Source organism: Streptomyces roseochromogenus subsp. oscitans DS 12.976 (genome assembly GCF_000497445.1).
In the GTDB taxonomy this organism is placed as follows: Bacteria; Actinomycetota; Actinomycetes; order Streptomycetales; family Streptomycetaceae; genus Streptomyces; species Streptomyces oscitans.
Genome location: NZ_CM002285.1, coordinates 4,259,148 through 4,279,716, shown reverse-complemented (window position 1 = coordinate 4,279,716; position 20,569 = coordinate 4,259,148). Strand labels below are relative to the sequence as shown.

Annotated in this window: 21 protein-coding genes; 13 read left to right on the top strand and 8 right to left on the bottom strand. The window is 72.7% G+C overall.

Annotated elements, in window-relative coordinates:
- Positions 1-3: 3 nt before the first annotated feature.
- From lysA to M878_RS68160, 3 genes are all read left to right on the top strand, one after another.
- A complete protein-coding gene (gene lysA / locus M878_RS68170) occupies positions 4-1,338 on the top strand; it encodes a diaminopimelate decarboxylase (RefSeq protein WP_023547863.1) in 1,335 nt (444 codons plus the stop codon).
- 202 nt (positions 1,339-1,540) lie between these two features.
- Positions 1,541-2,068 carry a Chromate resistance protein ChrB gene (locus M878_RS68165; protein WP_023547862.1) on the top strand — a complete coding sequence of 176 codons (528 nt, stop codon included), beginning with the start codon at positions 1,541-1,543 and terminating at the stop codon, positions 2,066-2,068.
- A gap of 26 nt (positions 2,069-2,094) precedes the next feature.
- Positions 2,095-3,222, top strand: coding sequence for an MFS transporter (locus M878_RS68160; RefSeq protein WP_031225224.1), 1,128 nt, complete (start codon positions 2,095-2,097; stop codon positions 3,220-3,222).
- A 118-nt stretch (positions 3,223-3,340) separates the two neighbouring features.
- On the opposite strand, the gene M878_RS68155 is transcribed toward M878_RS68160, so the two are convergent.
- Entirely contained in the window at positions 3,341-4,738 is a 1,398-nt protein-coding gene (locus tag M878_RS68155; protein WP_023547860.1) for a sensor histidine kinase, read from the bottom strand.
- A 138-nt stretch (positions 4,739-4,876) separates the two neighbouring features.
- Positions 4,877-5,548, bottom strand: coding sequence for a response regulator transcription factor (locus tag M878_RS68150; RefSeq protein ID WP_023547859.1), 672 nt, complete (start codon positions 5,546-5,548; stop codon positions 4,877-4,879).
- Between the two features lie 152 nt (positions 5,549-5,700).
- Between M878_RS68150 and M878_RS68145 the strand changes: the two genes are divergently transcribed.
- From M878_RS68145 to M878_RS68135, 3 genes are read left to right on the top strand one after another with little or no spacing between them, the layout of a single operon-like run.
- A complete protein-coding gene (locus M878_RS68145; RefSeq protein WP_023547858.1) occupies positions 5,701-6,351 on the top strand; it encodes a DUF4956 domain-containing protein in 651 nt (216 codons plus the stop codon).
- Entirely contained in the window at positions 6,351-7,187 is an 837-nt protein-coding gene (locus M878_RS68140) for a polyphosphate polymerase domain-containing protein (protein WP_023547857.1), read from the top strand. Before M878_RS68145 ends, M878_RS68140 begins: the two co-directional genes overlap by 1 nt.
- The gene (locus M878_RS68135; protein ID WP_023547856.1) at positions 7,184-8,032 is read left to right on the top strand and encodes a phosphatase PAP2 family protein; all 849 of its coding nucleotides are present in this window, start codon (positions 7,184-7,186) and stop codon (positions 8,030-8,032) included. The genes M878_RS68140 and M878_RS68135 overlap by 4 nt, the downstream gene beginning before the upstream one ends.
- A 60-nt stretch (positions 8,033-8,092) precedes the next feature.
- Here M878_RS68135 and M878_RS68130 read toward each other — a convergent pair whose 3' ends face one another.
- Both M878_RS68130 and M878_RS97545 read right to left on the bottom strand, forming a co-directional pair.
- On the bottom strand, positions 8,093-9,004 hold the full coding sequence (locus M878_RS68130; RefSeq protein ID WP_023547855.1) for a hypothetical protein: 912 nt from the start codon (positions 9,002-9,004) through the stop codon (positions 8,093-8,095).
- 97 nt (positions 9,005-9,101) lie between these two features.
- Positions 9,102-9,623: a hypothetical protein gene (locus M878_RS97545; protein ID WP_023547854.1), complete on the bottom strand. Its 522-nt coding sequence runs from the start codon at positions 9,621-9,623 to the stop codon at positions 9,102-9,104.
- 495 nt (positions 9,624-10,118) lie between these two features.
- Here M878_RS97545 and M878_RS68115 point away from each other — a divergent pair, with 495 nt between their 5' ends.
- The 5 genes from M878_RS68115 to M878_RS68095 all read left to right on the top strand — a co-directional run bounded on the left by M878_RS68115 (position 10,119) and on the right by M878_RS68095 (position 14,937).
- On the top strand, positions 10,119-11,012 hold the full coding sequence (locus tag M878_RS68115; protein WP_023547852.1) for an SAM-dependent methyltransferase: 894 nt from the start codon (positions 10,119-10,121) through the stop codon (positions 11,010-11,012).
- A gap of 127 nt (positions 11,013-11,139) precedes the next feature.
- Positions 11,140-12,078: an ABC transporter ATP-binding protein gene (locus M878_RS68110; protein ID WP_023547851.1), complete on the top strand. Its 939-nt coding sequence runs from the start codon at positions 11,140-11,142 to the stop codon at positions 12,076-12,078.
- Positions 12,075-12,935 (top strand): ABC transporter permease, encoded by an 861-nt coding sequence (locus tag M878_RS68105; protein WP_023547850.1) that lies wholly within the window; start codon positions 12,075-12,077, stop codon positions 12,933-12,935. The genes M878_RS68110 and M878_RS68105 overlap by 4 nt, the downstream gene beginning before the upstream one ends.
- A gap of 71 nt (positions 12,936-13,006) precedes the next feature.
- Positions 13,007-14,272, top strand: a complete 1,266-nt coding sequence (locus M878_RS68100) for a sensor histidine kinase (protein WP_209445641.1) — start codon at positions 13,007-13,009, stop codon at positions 14,270-14,272.
- The gene (locus M878_RS68095; RefSeq protein ID WP_023547848.1) at positions 14,269-14,937 is read left to right on the top strand and encodes a response regulator; all 669 of its coding nucleotides are present in this window, start codon (positions 14,269-14,271) and stop codon (positions 14,935-14,937) included. Before M878_RS68100 ends, M878_RS68095 begins: the two co-directional genes overlap by 4 nt.
- Here the strand turns inward: M878_RS68095 and M878_RS68090 are convergent.
- Positions 14,925-15,689 carry a polysaccharide deacetylase family protein gene (locus M878_RS68090; protein ID WP_023547847.1) on the bottom strand — a complete coding sequence of 255 codons (765 nt, stop codon included), beginning with the start codon at positions 15,687-15,689 and terminating at the stop codon, positions 14,925-14,927. The two genes, M878_RS68095 and M878_RS68090, sit on opposite strands and share 13 nt — an antisense overlap.
- On the bottom strand, positions 15,686-17,074 hold the full coding sequence (locus M878_RS68085) for a glycosyltransferase (RefSeq protein ID WP_078630314.1): 1,389 nt from the start codon (positions 17,072-17,074) through the stop codon (positions 15,686-15,688). Before M878_RS68085 ends, M878_RS68090 begins: the two co-directional genes overlap by 4 nt.
- 194 nt (positions 17,075-17,268) lie before the next feature.
- On the opposite strand from M878_RS68085, the gene M878_RS68080 reads away from it, so the two are divergent.
- A complete protein-coding gene (locus M878_RS68080) occupies positions 17,269-17,694 on the top strand; it encodes a BlaI/MecI/CopY family transcriptional regulator (RefSeq protein WP_023547845.1) in 426 nt (141 codons plus the stop codon).
- Positions 17,695-17,745: 51 nt separating this feature from the next.
- Complete coding sequence (locus M878_RS68075; protein ID WP_023547844.1) at positions 17,746-18,768, top strand: M56 family metallopeptidase; 1,023 nt, start codon at positions 17,746-17,748, stop codon at positions 18,766-18,768.
- 233 nt (positions 18,769-19,001) lie between these two features.
- On the opposite strand, the gene M878_RS68070 is transcribed toward M878_RS68075, so the two are convergent.
- Both M878_RS68070 and M878_RS68065 read right to left on the bottom strand, forming a co-directional pair.
- A complete protein-coding gene (locus tag M878_RS68070) occupies positions 19,002-19,325 on the bottom strand; it encodes a hypothetical protein (protein ID WP_023547843.1) in 324 nt (107 codons plus the stop codon).
- Between the two features lie 321 nt (positions 19,326-19,646).
- Entirely contained in the window at positions 19,647-20,126 is a 480-nt protein-coding gene (locus tag M878_RS68065) for a hypothetical protein (RefSeq protein ID WP_023547842.1), read from the bottom strand.
- Positions 20,127-20,569: the final 443 nt, after the last annotated feature.

Sequence of the window (20,569 nt, the reverse complement as noted above, 5' to 3'; positions counted from 1 at the left end):
GAGATGGCCACGGTTCACGAACCCACCGCCCTCACCGGGGCCGCCGAGCTGTCGGTATGGCCCGTGTCGACCACCGAACCGCCGCACGGCGACCTCACCGTGGGCGGTGTACCGCTCGCCGAGATCGCCGACCGCTTCGGCACCCCCGTCTACGTCCTGGACGAGGCCGAGGTCCGCGACCGCTGCCGTACCTACCTGGACGCCTTCCCCGACGCCGAAGTCCTGTACGCCGCCAAGGCGTTCCTGTGCCGGGCCATGGCCCACTGGATGGACGAGGAGGGACTGGGGCTGGACGTGTGCTCCGCCGGTGAGCTGGAACTCGCCGTCACCACCGGCTTTCCGGCCGAGCGGATCGTGCTGCACGGCAACGCCAAGTCCCCGCGCGACCTGGACACCGCACTGCGCCTCGGCGTCGGACGCATCGTCATCGACAGCCCCGCCGAGATCGCCCGGCTGGCCGCTGCCGTCGGGCCCGACGGCCACCAGAAGGTCATGGTCCGGGTGGTGCCCGGGATCAGCGCGGGCGGCCACGAGAAGATCCGCACCGGCACCGACGACCAGAAGTTCGGCCTCAGCATCTCCGACGGCTACGCCCAGCACGCCATCACCCGGATACTCGACCAGCCGCAGCTCGAACTCACCGGCCTGCACTGCCACTTGGGCTCGCAGATCACCAGCGTCAAGCCGTACCTCGTGGCCGTGCGCCGCATGGTCGGGCTGATGAGCCGGCTGTACGAGCAGCACGGACTGGTGCTGCCCGAACTCGACCTCGGCGGCGGCCACGGCATCGCCTACCGGCCCGGCGAGGAGGCCCTGGACCTGACGGCGCTGGCGCGCAGGATCCGCGCGGAACTCGCCGACGCCTGCGCCACGGCCGGGCTCCCCGTGCCCCGCCTGATCATCGAGCCGGGCCGGGCGATCGCGGGCCCCGCCGGGATCGCCGTGTACCGCGTCCTGTCCGTGAAGCACACCGGCGACCATGTCTTCGTGGCCGTCGACGGCGGCATGAGCGACAACCCGCGCCCGGCCCTGTACGGCGTCCGGTACGCGCCGCGCCTGATCGGCCGGCACAGCGCGGCGGAGCGCGCCCGGGTCACGGTGGTGGGTAGGCACTGCGAGGCGGGCGACGTCCTGGCCACGGACGTGGAGCTGCCCGCCGACACCCGGCCCGGCGATCTGCTCGCCGTCCCGGTGGCCGGCGCCTACCACCTGTCCATGGCCTCGGGCTACAACCTGGTCGGCCGCCCGCCCGTGGTCGCCGTACGCGACGGCCTCGCCCGTCTGCTGGTCCGCCGCGAGTCCCTGGCGGACATCCGCAGCCGCGACGTGGGCCTGTGATCCCGGCCGGCTTGCGGGCCGTAGCCCCGTGACCCCCGGGCGGGTCGGCCATCCTTCCCTCGCCGACCGACCCGCCCGGGCCAATACTCCGGCAGATGTAACGCCTGCTACATTCATTGATGTGGCGAACAAGCACACGGAAAAAGGCACGGAAAAAGGCAGGGGGAAGGGCAAGGAAGCGGCGGGTCGCTGGCTCGTTCTCATGCTCAAGGTGCCCGCGGAGCCGTCCCGGCACCGTGTCGCGGTCTGGCGGGAGCTGCGCCGGACCGGTGCGCTCTCCCTGGGCCAGGGCGTGTGGGCCGTACCGGACGTGCCCGTGTTCGCGGACGGCGTCGGCCGGGCGCTCGCCCTGACCGAGCAGGCGGGCGGACAGGCCGTCACCCTGCACGCCGCCGGGCGCGGTCCCGAGGACGCCACCCGCTTCCAGGCGCAGTTCACCGCGGCCCGTTCCGAGGACTGGACCGAATTCCTCGCCGACTGCGGCAAGTTCGAGGCCGAGCTGGCCAAGGAGATCCGCATCGGCAAGTTCACCCTGGCCGAACTGGAGGAAGAGGAGCAGTCGCTGGAGCGGCTGCGGCGCTGGCACCGTGATCTGACGGCCCGCGACGTCTTCGGCGCGCCGGAGGCGGCCGACGCGGGCAAGCGGCTCAAGGAGTGCGCGGCGGCCTGCGAGGACTACGCCGAGCGGGTCTTCGCCGCGCTGCACCGCACCGGTGAGGGCGAGCAGTGACCGTGCAGGCGGCTCCGGCCCGGCAGATGTGGCCGCTGTACGCGGCCGGGTTCACCACGGCTTTCGGCGCGCACGGCATCGCCGCGAACCTCGGCGGCCACGCCCGGGGCGCGGTCACCTCGCTGCTCGTGCTCGGCGGGCTGCTTGCCCTGTACGACGGCGCCGAAGTGCTCCTCAAACCGGTCTTCGGCACCCTCGCCGACCGCGTCGGCGCCCGCCCGGTGCTGCTCGGCGGCCTCGTCGCGTTCGCGGTGGCGTCCGCGCTGTACGTGCTCGCGGACAGCCCCGGCTGGCTGTGGGCGGCCCGGCTCGGCCAGGGCGCCGCGGCCTCCGCCTTCTCGCCCTCCGCGTCCGCACTGGTGGCCCGCCTCAACCCGGCCGCCAGACACGGCCGCGCCTTCGGCAGTTACGGCTTCTACAAGTCCGTCGGCTACACCCTCGGCCCGCTGCTCGGCGGAGTGCTGGTGTGGGCCGGGGGCCTGCGGCTGCTGTTCGCCGTGCTGATGGTGCTGGGCGTGGCGGTCGCCGTATGGGCCGCGCTCGCCGTACCCGTCGTACCTCCGCTGCCCAAGGCCCGGCAGACCGTGCTGGACCTGGCCCGGCGGCTCGCCGACCCGGCCTTCCTCGCGCCGACGTCGGCACTGGCCGCGGCGACCGCGGCCCTGTCGGTCGGCGTCGGGTTCCTGCCGGTCTCCGGCCGTGCCGCCGGGCTGGGCACGGTGGCCACGGGGGCCGCGGTGTCGCTGCTCGCCGCGTGCGCGGCCGTCGTACAGCCGCGCGCCGGGCGGGCCCTCGACGCAGGGCGTCTCACGGCCCGCTCCGGTCTGGCCGCGGGGCTGTCGCTCACCGCCGCGGGGCTGGTCTGCGCGATGCTGCCGGGCCTGACCGGGATCCTGGTCGCCGCCGCCCTGATCGGCGTGGGGACCGGTCTGATCACGCCGCTCGGTTTCGCGGCGCTGGTGTCTGCGACGCCTCAGGAGAGGTTGGGGCAGACCATGGGTGCGGCGGAACTCGGGCGCGAACTCGGCGACGCGGGTGGGCCGTTGCTGGTGGCTGCGGTTGCCTCGGGTGCCACGCTGAATCACGGCTTCGGCGCGCTGGGGATTCTGGTCGGGGTGGGGGCGGTGGTGGCGTTCGCTCGCCGTGGGGGGTGAATGGCGTCGGACGTCAGCGGCTTCGTCGTGGCTGGTCGCTCCCCCGAGTTCCCGGCTTCGCTCGAACCCGGGGACCCCCATCGCGGCGGAGCCGCAGACCGGACAGCCCCACGCCCCTTCAGGACACTGATCCGCACGGCATTTCGAGAGTGACGGTTGCCCCGCTCTCCGAGTTCTCCGCATGCGCGCTGCCCCCATGGGCCGTAGCCACCGCCTGTACGAAGGCCAGCCCCAGGCCGGACCCCTCGCTGGTGCGGCTCGCCTCGGCGCGGGCGAAGCGGTCGAACGCGCGGGGCAGGAACTCGGGCGAGAAGCCCGGCCCCTCGTCGGTGACGTGCAGCCGCAGCCGGCCTCCGTGGACGGTGGCCGTGACGTGGACGGCACCGTCTCCGTGGCGCAGGGCGTTGCCGACGAGGTTGCCGATGGCCGGTACCAGCCAGCGGGTGTCGACCTCGACGGTCGTGTCCGCCGTGTCGGTGGTCAGGGCGCGGCCGGACCGTTCGGCGCCGCGCAGATGCGGGGCCACGGCGGTCTCGATCAGGTCGGGAAGTCGTACGGGTGCCCGGGTGAGGTGGTCGGTGCTGCCGAGTTCCTCCAGGTCCAGCAGGGCGTTGGAGAGGTCGATCAGGCGCTGGACCTCGGCGTCGACCGAGCGCAGGGTCCGGTTGAGTTCCTCGGCCGAGCGGGGACGGTGCAGCGCGACGTCGACCTCGGCCCGCAGCAGGGAGAGCGGAGTGCGGAGTTCGTGGCTGGCGTCCGCGACGAACCGGCGCTCGCGGACGGCCGAGGCTGCCAGGCGGTCCAGCATGCGGTTGAGGGTGTGGCCGAGGCGGGTGATCTCGTCGTCGCGGTCGGCGGGCACGTCCAGGCGCAGGTTCTGCGCGCCGTCGGCGAGGGTGGCCGCCGCGGTGCGGTAGCGCTCGACGGGGCGCAGTGCGGCGCGGGCCGTGCGGTAGCCGACGTACGAGGCGGCGATCAGGGTCAGTCCGGAGGCGAGGGCGAGCTGGGCGAGGAGTTCGCGCAGCGCCTCGTCGCGGTGCCCGCGCCGGACGGCGGCGACGATGACGCGGGTCGCTCCGTCCGCCCTGACGCGTTCGGCCTGGAGGCGCAGCGTGCCCGGGGTGATCGGCAGCAGGGAGCCGACGTCGCGGCGCACCATGTGCCCGCGGACGGCTGAGTCCAGCTCGGCCGGAGTGAGCAGGGCCCGGTGGCCGACGGCGGCGCTGGAGGCGACCGCCCGGCCGTGGGTGTCCAGGATCTGGTAGAGGCTGCCGCTGGGGCCCGGCGGCAGCGCGGTACCGGTGCGCACGGCGCGGTCGAGACTGTGCCGGTAGGCGGCCAGGTCGTCGTGGAGCTGCCGGTCGAGGGCGGTCTGGACGCGGCAGTAGACCAGTCCGGCCGTTCCGGTCAGCACGAGGGACATGGTGACGGCGACGGCCAGCACGAGACGGGTGACGACGGGCAGCCGCCCGAACCAGGCCTTGGGGCCCGTTCGGCGGATCATGTCGCAGGACATCGACGGCACCTCATAGGCGCGAGCGGAGCCGGGCGTGGGGGAGCCGGCGGCCGACGACAACGCCGCCGGGGGAGGGCGTGCCGGCCCCCGCGTCTGCGACGGGAGCCGCCGGACAGGCCCCAAACCCGCCGGGCAGGGTCACGGGGCGGTCTCCAGCCGGTAGCCGCTTCCGCGCAGGGTCGTGATCGTCGTACGGTCGAAGGCGCGGTCGACCTTCGCGCGCACCTTGGAGACGTGGACGTCGATGGCGTTGCTGCGCAGGTCGGTCTCGCCGTCCCAGACCTCGTCGAGCAGCTGCAGCCGGGTCACCAGTCGGCCGGCGTGCTCCATCAGCACCCGCAGTACCGCGAACTCCCGCCGGGACAGGTCGAGTTCGGTGTCCGCCCGCCAGGCGCGCTGCTGCCCGGGGTCGAGGACGAGGTCGCCGACCTGGAGGCGGCCGGAGCAGTCGGGGCGGCGCCGGGATATCGCCCGCAGCCGGGCCAGCAGCTCCTCCAGGGCGAACGGCTTGACCACGTAGTCGTCGGCGCCGGCGTCCAGCCCCGCGACCCGTTCGCTGATCGCGCCGCGCGCGGTGAGCAGGATCACCGGCACGTCGATGCCCTCGTCGCGCAGCGTCCGGCACACCTCGACCCCGTCCATGCCCGGCATCATCACGTCCAGGAGGATCCCGTCCAGACGGGGGTCACGGGCGGCGGACAGGCCGGACGGTCCGTCATAACGGCCTTCCGCGGTGTGCCCGGACTCGGTGAGGTAGCGGACGACGAGGTCGGTGAGGCGGGTCTCGTCGTCGACGACCAGGTAGTGCATGCCGGCCAGGCTAACCGCCGGCCGCGTCGGCCCCGGACCCGCGCAAGGCTTCATGGTCTGTTCATGTGAGATCCCTACCGTCCTTCAGGTCGCGGTGCACCGCGGGCCGCGACCGGTCCGCCGTCCGACGTGCCGGGACGGAAGGGACAGATATGAACGCACTGGTGCTCGCCGCCAAGGGCATCACCCAGCACATCGCACCGACCGACCTCGTCACCCGCGGCGGCCTTGACGTCGTCGCCCTGCTGATCCTGGTCGGCTGGCTCTACCGGCGCCGCCCCAGCGCTCCGGCGATGCCGCTGGTCCTGGTCGCGCTGAACATCGGTCTGTTCGCGGCGATGAGCACGATCAGCGCGGGCAAGTTCCCCGCCGGGGTCGGCTTCGGGCTCTTCGGCATCCTCTCCCTGGTCCGGCTGCGCAGCGCCGCCTTCACCCTGCGCGACGTCGCCTACACCTTCGTGACCCTGGTCATCGCCCTGTGCACCGGTCTGCCGCACCGCGGCAACTGGCTCGTCATCACGGTGGACGCGGTGGTGCTGGTGGCGGTCCTGCTGGTGGACGACCCCCGCTCCTACGAGCCCCCGGCCCGCACGGTGAGACTGACCCTGGACCGGATCTACGACGACCCGTCCCTGATCGCCCAGGACATCGCGTTCCGCTTCGGTCAGACGCCGCTGTCGGTCGAGGTCGACGAGGTCGACTACGTCCGTGAGACCACCCGGGTCGCCGCCCGCTACCCCGTCGTACCTGGCGAGGCGGCCCCCGTCCGGGACACCGAGCCGCGCGAGCCGGTGACCGTCTGATGACCTCCTCTTTCGCGGCGGATTTCGCGGCGGATGCAACGGTGGACCTCGGCCTGTCCGCGCTGCGCGGTGCCACGCTCGCCGAGGTCGACGCGGTGGCCGCGCTGCAGCACCGGACCGACCGCAAGTACCTGGTCCCCCTCGACCGCGCCCGCGACCTCGTCGCCCGGCTCGCCGACAGTCATCACGTCCTCGACCTGGCCGGCCGCCGTACGACGAGCTACCTCACGACCTACTTCGACACCGCGCAGCTCGGCGCCTGGCGGGCCCATGTCCAGGGCCGGCGCCGGCGCTGGAAGGTCCGCACCCGCCTGTACGCGGAGGACGCGCTGTGCCGGGTGGAGGTGAAGACGAAGGACGGCCGCGGCGCCACCGTCAAACACGCCCTCAGGATCCCTGGTCACGCCTACGGGCAACTGGACGACTCCGCCGCCGAGTTCGTCGACGGAGTGCTGCACCGGGCGGACATCCCCGTCACCACCGCGGCCCTGTCCCCCGCCGCGGAGGTCCGCTATGTCCGCGCGGCCTTCGCCGACCTGGACCACGGCACCCGCGTCACCCTCGACGGCGGCCTCACCTGCCACTACGAGGACCGCACCGCCGGCCTTGACCCGGGGCACGTCCTCGTGGAGACCAAGGGAGGCATCCGGCCCGCCCCCGCCGACCGCCTCCTGCTGAACCTGGGCGCCCGGCCCGTCTCCCTCAGCAAGTACATCGTCGGCCAGTCACTGCTCACGCCCGGCCTGCCCGACAACGACGTACGCCGGCTCGCCCGCGCCCACTTCACCACCGGGACGAGCCCCGCACCGCTCCTGGAAAGGATCCCCGCCGCATGAACGTCCTGCGCCGGATCAAATGGCAGTACGCGATCATCGCCGTGCTCGCCGTGTCGGCCGCCGCCTTCGGCCTGCTGCGACCGCAGCTGGTCCCCACGGCGTCTTCGAAGAAGCTCTCGGCGACCGACCGGATCAAGCAGAACCCGCCCCCGCCGCTCTTCACCGACGCCGAGATCGCCCCGATCGGCAAGCAGGCCGACGCCGAGCGCGCGAAGGCCGACACCCTCTTCGCCCAGTGGAAGAAGGCGCACGGCACCACCCGCGACGACAAGGCGTTCGCCGCCTGGGCCGCCCAGCAGATCCCCGCCCCGCCCGCGGGCGCGCAGCGCACCGCCGAACTCCACCAGGACCAGGCCCTCGCCAAGACCCGTACGGCGGCCGGGAAGAAGGCGGCCACCTGGCTGGAGCTCGAAGGCAAGAAGGACATCTGGAAGCTGTACCTGCACGACCAGCGTGAGCTGATCCCCGCGGCGCAGGGCACGGCAGAGAAGGCCGAGCTCAAGGCGGCCCTGAAGATGGCCAAGACGATCAGCGACCAGCTGGCGGCCAAGGACAAGCAGCCGGCCCCGTTCGTCCTGGACCCGACCCTGCGCCCGGACAAGCACATCAAGCCCGGCGCCAAGGGCCCGTACTCCTACCCCTCCCGGCACGCGGCCCGCTCGGCCGCGGCCGTCACCTTCCTCAGCGCCCTCTCCCCGCACCGGGCCGGGGACTACGAGTGGATGCGGGCCCAGGTCCTCTACTCCCGCCTCTACATGGCCGGCCACGTCACCAGCGACCTGACCGCCGGAACCCTGCTGGGCGACCTGATCGGTGACTACGAACTCGCGATCAGCGGGCACTGAGTCCCGCCACAGCCGACCCGAACGCCTTGGCCGCCGTCGCGGCCAAGGCGTTCGGTGCGTTCAGCCGACGTGCAGGGTCAGGGCGGCGGTGTGCAGCCTGCCGCCGGTCTGGAACTGGAGGAACAGACGCCAGTTCCCGGACTGGGCGAACTCGGCGTGGAAGGTCAGCGTCGGACCGCCGTGGCCGCCGCCGGCCTTCGACTCCGGGTGGAGGTGCGCGAAGGCGAGGTCGCCCTGGTGGAACGCGGTCAGATGCGCGTAGGTGTCCAGGTAGGGCTGGAGGTCGGTGACCGGCTTGCCGTCCTTGCTGACGGTGGCGGTCAGCTGGTGGGCCATGCCGGCCATCGGCTCACCCTGTACGGCCACGGTGTAGCCGTCGGCCGTGGTGGTGCCGGACACCTTGGGCAGGGGAGTGGTCATCGCCATGCCGGGCACCTTCACGGTGCGGCTGAGGACCAGGTCCTTGCCCTTGCCGGAACCGCTGTCCGGCGTGAAGGAGGCGTAGAGCCGCCAGCTGCCCGGCCGCAGTGCGGCCAGCGGCGCGGTCCAGGTGCCGTCACCGGTCATGGTGGGGTGCACGTGCTGGAAGCCGCTGAGGTCGGAGCGGACGGCGTAGAAGTGCATCCGCTTGGTCTGGTCGACGGCGAAGTCGGTCACCGGCCTGCCGTCCGGGCCCGTGACGGTGAAGCGGTACCCGGTCGCCTGGCCGGCGGGGAGGGCGGCGGCGGTGGAGGTCATCCGGTAGCCGTCCTTCGCGGCGGCCAGGCCGTTGCCGGTGGACGCGGGGTCCATGCCCGGCATCGACGCCATGCCGTCGGCCGGGGCCGGGGAGGACGGCGTGCTGCCGTGGCCGGCGTGCTGGTCGGTGCCGGAGCCTGAGCTCCCGCCGCAGGCGGCCAGGGTCAGAGTGAGCGCCGCGGTGGCGGCGGCCGCCATGAGGGCGCGGCGGGACGTGCGGAAACGCTGCGACATGTCGGTGTGTCTTTCCAGGTGGGCGCCGTACGACGGCGCGGGTGATCGGGAGACCTGCGCGAGGACCCCGGCACTGAGCCGGAGCCCGCGGGTCCCGTCACGTCCGCGCGACGCACACCTGGAGGAGGAGAGGGCGGCCGCCGGTGGGCGGACCCCGGCGGCGGGTGCCGTCGCGGGCCGGCCGGGCCCACGTCAGCAGGACGGCGGCCGGCAGCACGAAGGCGGTGGCCGCGATCGGGGGCGGCGGGATCTCGGAGCGGGGCGTGGTGGCCAGACACAGCGCACCGCGCATGCCCGTCGTCCCGTCCGCACGTACGACGGCCTTGCCGCCGGCCGCCTCGGGGTGACCGGAGGGGCGCACGGCCATGGAGACGGGTGTCGCGGCGTGTGCGGTGGCAGCCATCGCGGCGGACGAGGCGCTGGGCGTCGTGGCGGGTGTCCTGGCGGGCGGTGAGCCCATCGCGGCGGTGGCCTGCATCATCCCGTGGCAGCCGCCCTCGGCCGCGGCCGGACCGCCGTGCATCAGGAACAGCCCGAGCAGGACCACGACCAGCGTCCAGGGCCGTACCGCCGGGCGGATACGGGCCCCGGCCGTGCCGGAGGCGGGCTGCGTGGCCATCACTGGTCCACCTTACGGGGAGGCGGGAAACTCCTCGGCTCTTGGGCGTCCAGAGGTGGTTCCATGCACTTCACCATACCCCCTATGGGTATGGCCCCGAGTGGCGGAGGGTCTTGCGATGGATACCGGGGAGGGGTATACATGGAAGCCATTCTGGGTACCCCCACCGGGTATACGGAACGCCGTAGAGACTCGACGCAAGGAGGAACCGGATGTCCGGCTGCTGGGCATCGCCCCGGAGCATGTGATCGCCGAGGTGCTGCCGCAGGACAAGGTGGACGTGGTCAAGCGCCTGCAGGGCGAGGGGCGTTCGGTGCGCGGGCGCGGCCATGGCCTTCTCGTCGGTCTTCGTCGTCGGCAACAGCCTGCGACTGAGGCGCTTCCGGGCGGCCGACCAGTAGCCGAACATCCGGCCGGGGCCCGGTGGCCGTACGACCACCGGGCCCCGGGTGTGCGAGGTGAATCGTCCCCGTCGATGTCGGGAATTCATCCGCCATGACCGACAACACCAGCCACGGCAGCAGCACACCGGATCACGAGGAGGAGACGACCCGCCGCTACTACGAAACCAGCGATGTCGACGCCTTCTACGACGCCGTCTGGGGCGGTGAGGACATCCACATCGGCCTGTACGCCCACGCGCGGGAGGCGATCGCGGATGCTTCGCGCCGCACGGTGCGGCACGCCGCGGACCGGGTCGCGGATCTGCTCGGCCCGGATGCCACGGTGCTCGACCTCGGTTCGGGGTACGGCGGTTCGGCGCGCGCCCTCGCCGAGCGCTTCGGCTGCCGGGTGGTGGCCCTCGACCTCAGCGAGGAGCACAACCGGCGGCACCGCGCGGCGAACGCCCGACGGGGGCTGGACGGCCTGGTCGAGGTCGTCACCGGCTCCCTCTGCGACCTCCCCCACGACGCGGACCGCTTCGACGTGGTCTGGTCCTTGGAGGTCCTGTGCCATGTGACGGACCGGGACCGCGCACTGGCCGAGGCGGTACGCGTGCTGAAGCCGGGCGGAGCGCTGGTCTTCTCGGACATCATGGCGGCCGAGGAGACCCCGGACGAGGTCCTGCGGCCCGCGCTGTCCCGGCTCGGCGTGCGGAGCCTGGCGACGTTGTCGTTCTACCTGGAGCAGCTGTCCGCACTCGGTCTGAAGCCGTGCTTCGAGGATCGCACCGCGGACCTCACCACCCACTACGCCCGCCTCGACGAGGAGGTGCACCGCCGCAGGGCCGAGCTCCGGACCGTCATCAGCCCGGACTATGTGGAAGACCTGCTGACCAACCTCCCGCTGTGGGCGGACATCACCCACCGCGGACTGCTCCGCTGGGGCCTCTTCCACGCCCGCCAGACCGAGGCGGGCCCGCGCCGCGGCCCGGCGCCGGGACCGTAGTACCCCGGTACCACCCGCCCGCCACTGTTCAGCCCCCGGTACCACCGGATCGGGAAGATCGCGGACCTAGCGTGGCGGAGGAGGCGTCGGGCGTGCCGGACGCCGCGGTCCGAGAGAGAGAACGCGAATGATCGACGCACAGCAGCTCACCAAGAGGTACGGGGAGAAGACAGCTGTCGACGGCCTGGACTTCACCGTGCGGCCGGGCACGGTGACCGGCTTCCTGGGACCCAACGGGGCGGGCAAGTCCACGACGATGCGCATGATCGTCGGGCTGGACGCGCCGACGAGCGGCTCCGTCACGGTGAACGGCCGCCACTACGCCCGGCATCAGGCGCCGCTGCAGGAGGTCGGGGCGCTCCTGGAGGCGAAGTCGATCCACCCGGGCCGCTCGGCCTACAACCATCTCCGGGCGCTCGCGCTGACCCACGGCATTCCGCGCCGCCGGGTCGACGAGGTCGTCGAACTCGCCGGTCTCGGCAGCGTCGCGAAGAAGCGGGCCGGTGCCTTCTCGCTCGGCATGGGACAGCGGCTCGGTATCGCCGCCGCGCTGCTGGGCGATCCGCAGACGGTGATGCTGGACGAGCCCGTGAACGGTCTGGACCCCGAGGGTGTCCTCTGGATCCGCAACCTGCTGACGTCGCTCGCGGCCGAGGGGCGCACGGTGTTCGTCTCCTCGCATCTGATGAGCGAGGTGGCCCTGGTCGCGGACCACCTGATCATCGTCGGCCGGGGACGGCTGCTGGCCGACACGACCGTACGGGACCTGGTCCGCGAGGCGGGCGGCGACACCGTGAAGGTCGCGACGCAGGACCCGGCCCGGCTGCGGGACCTGCTGGCCGGACCCGGCGTGGAGATCACCGGCCGCGTCGGCACCGAGGAACTGCAGGTCACCGGGGCGAGCGCCCGTGAGATCGGGCTGAAGGCGGCCGAGCACGGGATCCCGCTGTTCGAGCTGACCACGAAGGCGGTGTCGTTGGAAGAGGCATTCATGGAACTGACCAGGGACGCCGTCGAGTACCACGGCTCCACGACCGGCACCGACACCTCCGGGAGCGCGGCATGAGCACCCTCACGGCAACCCCCGAGACCCCCGAGACCCCCGAGACCGCTCCGGCGGCCGCGCCCCGCCCCGGCTACCGGGTGACCGGACGGCGCGTGCTGTCCTCGGAGTGGGCCAAACTCTGGTCCCTGCGCTCCACCTGGATCACCCTCGGCCTGGGCCTGCTGTTCCTGGTCGCCTTCGGCGTCATCGCCGCGAGCCACTACAAGTCCAACCTCGACTCCGGCCGTCACATGGACCGCGACTTCGCCACCGCGACAGCCGTGAGCCTGTCCCTCTTCGGCACCAACTTCGCCCAGCTGGCCCTCGGTGTGCTCGGCGTGCTGGTCACGGCGGGCGAGTACTCCACCGGCATGATCCGTTCGACCCTGGCCGCCGTGCCGCGCCGGCTGCCCGTGCTGTGGTCCAAGGCGGCGGTGTACGGGCTCGTCGCGCTGGTGGTCGCCACCGTCGGCGCGTTCGTCGCCTTCCTCGTCGGCAGCCAGATCGTGTCCGGCACGCCCGCCGCCCTGGGCCTCGGCCATGCCGGCGTCGTACGCAGCCTGCTGGGCGCCGGGCTCTACCTGGGCCTGGTCGGTGTGATCGGCACCGCGCTGGGCGCGTGGCTGCGGTCCGTGGCCGGCGGTATCTCGGTCCTGGTCGCCGCCCTCATGCTGGTACCCGGGCTGATCTCCCTGCTGCCCACCTCGTGGCAGAGCGGCATCGACCCCTATCTGCCGAGCCACGCGGGCGAGTCGATCTTCGCCCTGACCCATGACTCCACCACTCTGTCGCCCGGCGCCGGGCTCCTGGTCTTCCTCGGCTGGACGGCGCTGGCGCTGGCGGGGGCGGCGTACCGGATGCTGCGCAGCGACGTCTGAGCGGCGATGTCCGCGTACCGGCACCGCATCATGGTGTGGTGAATTCCGTGACCACCGAAGATCTCGGCGGGATGGGGCCGCTGGTCGCCCGGCTCGGCCGGGCCGGCCAGCGGCTCCGGCACGCCGACCGGGACCGTCCGTGGGTGCTGGACACCGCGGTGGTGGTCCTGGTCTTCCTGATGTTCTGCCTGCCGGACCTGCTGCACGGGATCGGGACCGACGGGGACGGCGACGGCCACCGCCGCTTCCGCCTGGCGTTCACCCAGCTGCCCCCGGCCGGGATGCTGGCTCTCCAGGCCGGACTGGTGCTGCCGCTGCTGTGGCGGCGGCGGGCGCCCGCCGTGGCCTTCGGCGCCGTCTCGGCCGTGTTCGTCCTGCAGTGGTCGCTCGGCGCCGTACTCCGTGCGGACGTCGCCCTCTTCGTCGCCCTGTACAGCCTGACCCTGCACGGGCGGCTACGGCAGCTGCCATGGGCCTGTGTGGTCATGGCGGGTGCGCTCGGCCTGGTCGCGGCGCGGGTGTCGGCGGCGGTGTCGGTCTGGGACGCGCTCTTCTTCCTCCTCAGCACGGCGACCGCGGCCCTCGCGCTCGGCCTGATGATCCGCATCCGGCGGGCTCAGCTGGCCGGGCTGCGGGACCGCGCGGCCCGGCTGGAGATCGAACGCGACCAGCGCGGCAGACTCGCCGTCGCGGCCGAACGGACGCGGGTGGCCCGCGAGATGCACGACATCGTCGGCCACAACCTGTCCGTCATCATCACCCTCGCCGACGCAGGCGCCTACGCCACCGCCGTCGCCCCGGAACGGGGCAGGGAGGCCCTGCACCTCATCGGCGACACCGGCCGGCAGGCGCTGGGCGAACTGCGCCGGGTGCTCGGCGTGCTGCGCGAGGCGGACGGCCGACGGGGCGAGGCCGAGCTGAGCCCGCAGCCCGGGCTCGCGGACATCGACGCGCTGTGCGAAGGCGTGCGCGCCGCCGGCCTGGAGGTCGTCTACCGCACCGCCGGTGACATCGAGGCCCTCGACAGCGGGGTGCAGCTCACGGTCTACCGCATCGTGCAGGAGGCCCTGACGAACACCCTGAAGCATGCCGGTGCGGGCGCCTGTGCACACTTGGCGATCGTCGTGGCGGACACGCGGCTGACCATCACCGTCCAGGACTCCGGCCCGTCGGTCCCGGCCGGCCGTCCCGGCACGGCGAACGAGGAAGGACACGGCCTGGTGGGCATGCGGGAACGAGCGGCTCTCTACGGCGGACACGTCAGCGCGGGTCCCGCCGGTACGGGATGGACGGTGCGGGCCGCTCTCGACCTCGCACCCCAGGGCGGTGCCCGATGACCACCGTGCTCGTCGTGGACGACCAGCCGCTCCAGCGGTACGGCTTCCGCATGCTCCTCGACTCCGTGCCCGAGACGGAGGTGCTCGGCGAGGCCGCTCACGGAGCCGAAGCCGTGCGCAAGGCCGCCGAACTGCGTCCCGACGTCGTCCTCATGGACGTACGCATGCCGGGCATGGACGGCATCGAGGCCACCCGCCGTATCGTCGCCGCCGGCGACCGCTCCCGCGTCCTCGTGCTGACCACCTTCGACCTCGACGAGTACGTCCATGCGGCCCTGCGCGCCGGAGCCAGCGGCTTCCTCCTCAAGGACGCCAGGCCCGAGGAACTGCTCGCGGGCATCCGCGCCGTGGCGGTCGGGGACGCGGTCATCGCCCCCGCGCTCACCCGCCGTCTCCTCCACGAGTTCGCCCGCCTCGTACCCTCCGGCACCGACGGCATCGCCGAGGACCCGCGACTGGCCTCCCTGACCGACCGCGAACGGGAGATCCTGGTCGCCATCGGCAAGGGCTGGACCAACGGCGAGATCGCCGCCCGCTTCGTCCTGTCGGAGTCCACGGTGAAAACGCATGTCGGCCGCGTCCTCGCCAAGATCGGCGCCCGCGACCGCGTCCAGGCGGTGATCTTCGCCTACGACCACGGCCTGGCCCGGCCTCAGACGGACTGAGCCCGCGAGCCATGGCTCGCGGCGCTGCCGGCCCACCCGTGGTCGGACAGCCGGCCGACCTCGTAGCCCCGCTGCTCGCAGGTGTCGAGAATGCGGGGAAGGGCGCCCAGGGCCGAACGCCAGGCGCCAGGGGCGGAGGTGCAGTCCGAGTCGTGGAGCAGGACGGTGCCACCGCCGTCCAGGCCGGAGACCACCGTGCGGTGGACCGACTCCGGTGTGGCCCGGGCCGTCCAGTCCTCGCCCCAGCAGGTCCACAGCACCGGGGTGAGGCCCAGCCGCCGGGCCGCCGTATGGGCGGCGGTGGACATGACCCCGTACGGAGGGCGGAAGAGCGTGGGCGGGCCGCCGGTGATCGCGGCGACCGTGTCGCGGGCGCGGGCGAAGTCGTCGTAGGTGGCGCGCGGGCCGCGCAGCAGCAGGGGGCGGTGCAGCCAGCCGTGGATGCCGATCTCGTGGCCCGCGGCGGCGATGTCACGCACCAGGCCGGGGGAGCGGTGGGCCGCGCTGCCGAGCAGGAAGAAGGTGGCGCGCACGCCGCGCCGGTCGAGCGTGCGCAGGAAGAAGGGGGTGGACAGGGGGTCGGGTCCGTCGTCGAAGGTGAGCGCGACGTGGTCCGGCCGGCCCCGGCCGGAGAGGCGGGGCATGACGCGGTTGCGCAGCGGGCCGAAGGTGGAGATGACGGGTGCGCAGTGGAGGGCCGCGAGTGCGGTGGCGGTCAGGGCGGCCGCCCGCAGCGGACGGGGCGTCGTCACGAGTGGCGCCCTTCCGGAGCGTGGCCGTGGCCGGTCGCGAGGCGGTCCGGGTCGAGGCTGTGGCCGAGGGCGTGCAGCAGGGCAGGTGGGTCGTACGTCGTCGCGACCCCGGTGCCGACCGCGCAGGCCCACACCGCGCAGGCCACCGTACCGGTGACCGCGAGCCGCCGCCGGCGGCCGCGCCTTCGTGCGCCGGGCTGCGCGGGCAGGGGCGGCGGACCCGAGCGGTGGACGCGGGCTATCTCGGCCGCCGGGCCGTCGTGCGCGGACCGTGCGAACAGGTCGAGCCCTGCTGCACGCTGCTGCCGCCCCAGCGAGCCGTCGACCAGGTCGCACAGCACGCTCTTGAGGTCGGCCGGGTCACGGATCCAGGCGGCGACGCCCGCCTCGTCCAGGGCGGCGGCGTTGGTCAGGCCGTGCCCCGGTATGCAGCGGTAACTGGCCACGGGCAGGCCCGCGGCGAACGCCTCCAGGGAGGTCAGCCCACCCGCGTTCTGCACGAGGACGTCGGCCGCGTGCATCAGGCCGGGCATGTCGTCGACCCAGCCGTAGGCGTGCTCGATCCCGTCCGCGGCCAGTTGCCGGGCCAGGGCCTCGTTGCGGCCGCAGACGACGACCGGGACGGCGGCTCCGCAGTCGCGCAGCTCGCGCGCCACCTGCCGGACGGGCCCGACACCCCAGGACCCGGCGACGAGCAGGGCCAGCGGGGCGTCGTACGGCAGCCCGAAACCGGCCCGGGCACGGTCGCGTTCCGGTGTGCCGCACGGGCGGAACCGGGGGTCGGCGACCGGCCCGCACACCCGGACGTCCCGGGCTCCGGCCGCCCGCGCCTGGGCGGCGGGCACGGCATGCGCCGCGAGGTGGACGTCCACACCGTCGGCCACCCACAGCGGATGCACGGAGAAGTCGGTCAGGTAGGTGACGACCGGGGCGGTCAGGCGTCCGGCGAGGCGCAGGTTGCCCAGCACACGGCTGGCTCCGGGATAGGTGGAGACGACCGTGCCGGTGCCGGGGTGCAGGGCGCGCAGTACGCGGTCCTCGGCGGCGCGGAGCAGGGCGCGCGCCGCGGGGCCGCTGCCACCGGCGCGCTCGGTGCCGGTGTAGAGCCGCTGGTAGGCCCACGGTGCCCGGACGAGCATGCGGTGGTAGCCGTCCCGGACGGCCCGGCCGAGTCCGGCGGGCAGCAGGTCCAGCAGGTCGTGCCGGTCGACGACCAGCCCGTCCGCCGTGAGGCGGCGCTCCAGCTCGGCGGCGGCACCGTCGTGGCCGGCGCCGACACTCGCCGAGACGATCGCGACCCGGTCCGAGCACATCGCCACCGTGCGGGGCGCCGGCAGAACATCCGCGGTCCTGTGTCGCCGAAGTGTGAGTCCGGGGTTGGCCATGGGTTTTCCTCTGCGCAGATGGGAGGACACGTGGGAAGAGAACGGGGAAGGAGAAAGGGGAGGAGACATGGGAAGGGCACAGCGAAACTACAAGTTGTAGTAGTTCGCCCTTCAAAGCCCGGAGCTTACCTCCTACAACTAGTAGAAGGTCGCCGGGTAGCCTGTCTGAAGGCAAAGCGACGGAAAGAGGAACGGTGCACCACCCCAGGGAGGACGAGGCCGGCGGCGCATCCGGCAGGCGGGCCCGCGGCGAACTCGAGAGCAACGTGCTCGCCGCCCTCTGGTCCGCCGACGGTCCGCTGACCGCGCGCCAGGTCCTGGAGCGCCTGCCGGGCGATCTGGCCTACACCACCGTGCTGACGATCCTGTCCCGGCTGTACGACAAGGGGATGCTGGTCCGGCACAGGGAGGGCCGTGGATACGCCTACGAGCCGGCCCGCGACGAGGCGTCCCACACCGCACAGCGCATGAAGTCACTCCTGGAGGGCGGCTCCGACCGCGAGGCGGTGCTGACCCGATTCGTCTCCGAGCTGTCCCAACGGGACGAGCGACTGCTGCACCAGCTGCTGTCCGGGCACGAGAGCCGCGACGGCGCCGGGAACTGGGACGAGAAGGGGTGAGCGGGTGCCGATCCGCGTGTGCGTTCCGCCCGTACGGCAAGGGGTGAGCCGGTGCTGATCAGCGTCTACGTTCCGCTCGCCGTCACGGCCGTACTGACCGTGTGCGCACCGCGGTTGGCTCGTCGGCTCGCCCCGCGTCCCGCGGCCTGGGCACTGGCGTGCACCGCGCTGGTGACGACGGTCGGCTGGGCGGGCTCACTGGCTCTCCTGGCGTTCACCGGGATCGCCCAGATCCCCGAGGTGGCGGCGGAGGGCCGTTGGTCGGTGCCGGCGCTGCGGGCCGAGGATCCGGTCCTGCTCGACGTCGCGGTCATCAGCGCCTTCGTCCTGCTGGCGGGCACCGCCTCCCTGCTCCTCGCCGCCGTACGACAGGCCCGCCACCTCCTGTGGGCCCGGCGCGAGTGTGCTCGCCTGTCCGGCGACAGCGAGCTGGTCGTCGTCGACGACGACACTCCGCACGCCTTCGCCCTGCCCGGTGCGCCCGGACGCATCGTGGTGTCACGCGGCATGCTGCGCTGCCTCGACAACGAGGAACGCGAGGCCCTGCTGGCACACGAACGGGCCCATCTGCGCGGCCGGCACCACGTGTTCCAGAGTCTGTGGCGACTGGCCGCGGCCCTCAACCCGCTGCTGCGTCCCCTGGCCGCAGCCGGCGGCTTCGCCCTGGAGCGCTGGGCCGACGAGGAGGCGGCGGCGCGGGTCGGCAGCCGGCGGGTCGTCGCCCGCGCCGTCGGACGGGCCGCTCTAGCGTCCTCACCCCGCACGGCGAGCCCCCCGCACCTCGCCGTCACCGGCGGCCCCGTACCCCAACGGGTCCGAGCCCTCCTGGCCCCTCCCCCGCCTCGCCGCACCCTCCCCATCGCCGCCGGAGCCCTGCTGCTGACCCTTTGCTGCGCCGGCCTGGCCAACGCCACCTCCGACAGCGACAAGATGCTCGACGACGCACAACGCGCCCAATGCGCCACGTCGCTCACCCAGCCAAGCGCCTCGGGGCCCGAAGACCCCCACCTCAGGCCGCCGCACGGCTGCTGCGAGCACCGCATGCGGGGCGGGCACGCGGAACATCTCGGCTGACCGGCCGAGGGTGGACCGCTCCGAGCTGGTGATCACCGCCGTACGCCGCCAGCCCTGATGGTTCGCAGTTCGGCCTGGCCGCGCTTCGTCCAGTCACCTTGGTGGAGGTAGCGACGCGACGTGCCCTTCATCGTCTCGCGGGTCAGTACGTCGAGCGCGCCGCTCGAAGGGCGAGGCCGAAGCTCCCCGGCGGCTCGGGGGTCGGGTGCCGGCGCCGTTCGCGCTCGTTGCTGTCATTCGTGGGCGCGTGGAACACGTGCCCACGAGAAGCGACGCCCCGCACGAAGGACCAAGACCAGCACTGTGACCGCCAACACGACGTTGACAGTGTCCACGATCACGACGACGGGGTGAGGCGCGTACAACAGTCCCGGCACCTTGGCGCCTATCATCCCCAGGCCCAAGAGAAGCAGGAACCACGCTCCCGGGAAGCGCCTGCCCTGATCGAGGCCGGCTCCCTTCCGCCCCTTGTCCCGTTCCCACCACCGGACGCCAAGACTCGCGAGGACCAGCGCGCATCCCATCGCGACTATGGACCAGTCCATGAACCGCAGCATCACAGCCCCCTTGATCGGCGGGAGGATCTTCGTCCTGAAAGGTGGCAGCGGTCAAGATACGACGGCCGCCCAGGTTGCCGGCCGGCTAAGACCCGGCCGTCGGCAGAATGAGGCCATGGACGCTGGATCGGCTGCACTGCTCGGCGCCGCCGTGGGCTCACTCGCCACCCTCGGCTCTGCGAGTGAGAACGGCCCATGGCCTGCGTATGTGGTCGAGGGCGGTCCTCATGCCCAGCTACCGTGACTGCCCGGCGCTCCCGTGGAGGGGGCTGTTGCTGCGGTTGCTGTATCCGGCTGCTGTACCGCAGGATCCTGCCGGGGTCACCTGCCCCGGACGACGATCCGTGAGAGACGGCCTACGCCGTGGAGCCCGGTGAGGCGCCTGGTCACACCGCCGCTGCCGTGCTGGATGAAGTGCAGCAGATACAGGGCCGCTGTGAACACGCACCAGCCGATGGGGACGAGCCGGGTGTCGGTGGTGTCGCCGCCGAACATCAGGCTTTCGGGACAACCGAGCATCACACACAGACACAGGGCTGCCACGGATGCGAACGCGCCGGCCTTCAGTTGCCGCTCCCAGCGCTGTCTCGGCCGTTGAGGCCGGTAGTAGGCGGCCAGAATGAGTACCAGCGCTGATCCGACCATGAAGTCGGAGAAGTCCCAGTTGCTGTGGTCGTTGTTCACCGTGAAGGCCGCTACGAGCGCGGTGCCCATGAGCACCGCCTGATCGGTGGCGTGCGCGGGTGCCGCGCCACCGGGTTGTTCCTGATGCGCGCTGTCCTGTCCGATGGCCTGAACCATGGCCAACCCCCCTGGTGGTGCGTCATGTTGATCCAGTTTCGCTCCAAGGCCACACGATTCCGGTGGAGTTCCCCCCAATTCCGTCTTCATCTCCCGCGTGGGCACTACAGGCGAAGCCTGCGTATGCCGGAGCACGGGTCATCATCCGGACGGGCACACCGGAGGCGGGAGCGGCGGTCTCCGCCGACAGCCAGCCACGATGGCGAGAGCGTCGCCCGTGCCAACGGTGCCGGAGCCATCAGCCTGGGACGCGACGGAGCTTGGGCGGTCAGATAGCTTCTGACCTGGGCTTATGTGCTCTGGTGTGGCGCCGTGAGCGTCGTACCGCACCTTCTCTTCGCGGCCGACGACTACCACGGCCTTCTCGTGCCCGAGGCCCGTGCCGTCCACGAGCGGGCCGACGCCGCGCTCAGGGGCAGGTGCTGCCGGCCGCCGGCAGCGTA

Bases quoted from the DNA above. Each gene is read 5' to 3' on its own strand.
- M878_RS68145 (WP_023547858.1), top strand. From the start codon at position 5,701: ATGAACGCACTGGTGCTCGCCGCCAAGGGCATCACCCAGCACATCGCA.
- M878_RS97545 (WP_023547854.1), bottom strand. From the start codon at position 9,623: ATGGCCACGCAGCCCGCCTCCGGCACGGCCGGGGCCCGTATCCGCCCG.
- M878_RS68130 (WP_023547855.1), bottom strand. From the start codon at position 9,004: ATGTCGCAGCGTTTCCGCACGTCCCGCCGCGCCCTCATGGCGGCCGCC.
- M878_RS68115 (WP_023547852.1), top strand. From the start codon at position 10,119: ATGACCGACAACACCAGCCACGGCAGCAGCACACCGGATCACGAGGAG.
- M878_RS68065 (WP_023547842.1), bottom strand. From the start codon at position 20,126: ATGGTTCAGGCCATCGGACAGGACAGCGCGCATCAGGAACAACCCGGT.
- M878_RS68150 (WP_023547859.1), bottom strand. From the start codon at position 5,548: ATGCACTACCTGGTCGTCGACGACGAGACCCGCCTCACCGACCTCGTC.
- M878_RS68140 (WP_023547857.1), top strand. From the start codon at position 6,351: ATGACCTCCTCTTTCGCGGCGGATTTCGCGGCGGATGCAACGGTGGAC.
- M878_RS68160 (WP_031225224.1), top strand. From the start codon at position 2,095: ATGTGGCCGCTGTACGCGGCCGGGTTCACCACGGCTTTCGGCGCGCAC.
- M878_RS68110 (WP_023547851.1), top strand. From the start codon at position 11,140: ATGATCGACGCACAGCAGCTCACCAAGAGGTACGGGGAGAAGACAGCT.
- M878_RS68135 (WP_023547856.1), top strand. From the start codon at position 7,184: ATGAACGTCCTGCGCCGGATCAAATGGCAGTACGCGATCATCGCCGTG.
- M878_RS68155 (WP_023547860.1), bottom strand. From the start codon at position 4,738: ATGTCCTGCGACATGATCCGCCGAACGGGCCCCAAGGCCTGGTTCGGG.
- M878_RS68085 (WP_078630314.1), bottom strand. From the start codon at position 17,074: ATGGCCAACCCCGGACTCACACTTCGGCGACACAGGACCGCGGATGTT.
- lysA (WP_023547863.1), top strand. From the start codon at position 4: ATGGCCACGGTTCACGAACCCACCGCCCTCACCGGGGCCGCCGAGCTG.
- M878_RS68105 (WP_023547850.1), top strand. From the start codon at position 12,075: ATGAGCACCCTCACGGCAACCCCCGAGACCCCCGAGACCCCCGAGACC.
- M878_RS68100 (WP_209445641.1), top strand. From the start codon at position 13,007: ATGGGGCCGCTGGTCGCCCGGCTCGGCCGGGCCGGCCAGCGGCTCCGG.
- M878_RS68095 (WP_023547848.1), top strand. From the start codon at position 14,269: ATGACCACCGTGCTCGTCGTGGACGACCAGCCGCTCCAGCGGTACGGC.
- M878_RS68165 (WP_023547862.1), top strand. From the start codon at position 1,541: ATGCTCAAGGTGCCCGCGGAGCCGTCCCGGCACCGTGTCGCGGTCTGG.
- M878_RS68070 (WP_023547843.1), bottom strand. From the start codon at position 19,325: ATGCTGCGGTTCATGGACTGGTCCATAGTCGCGATGGGATGCGCGCTG.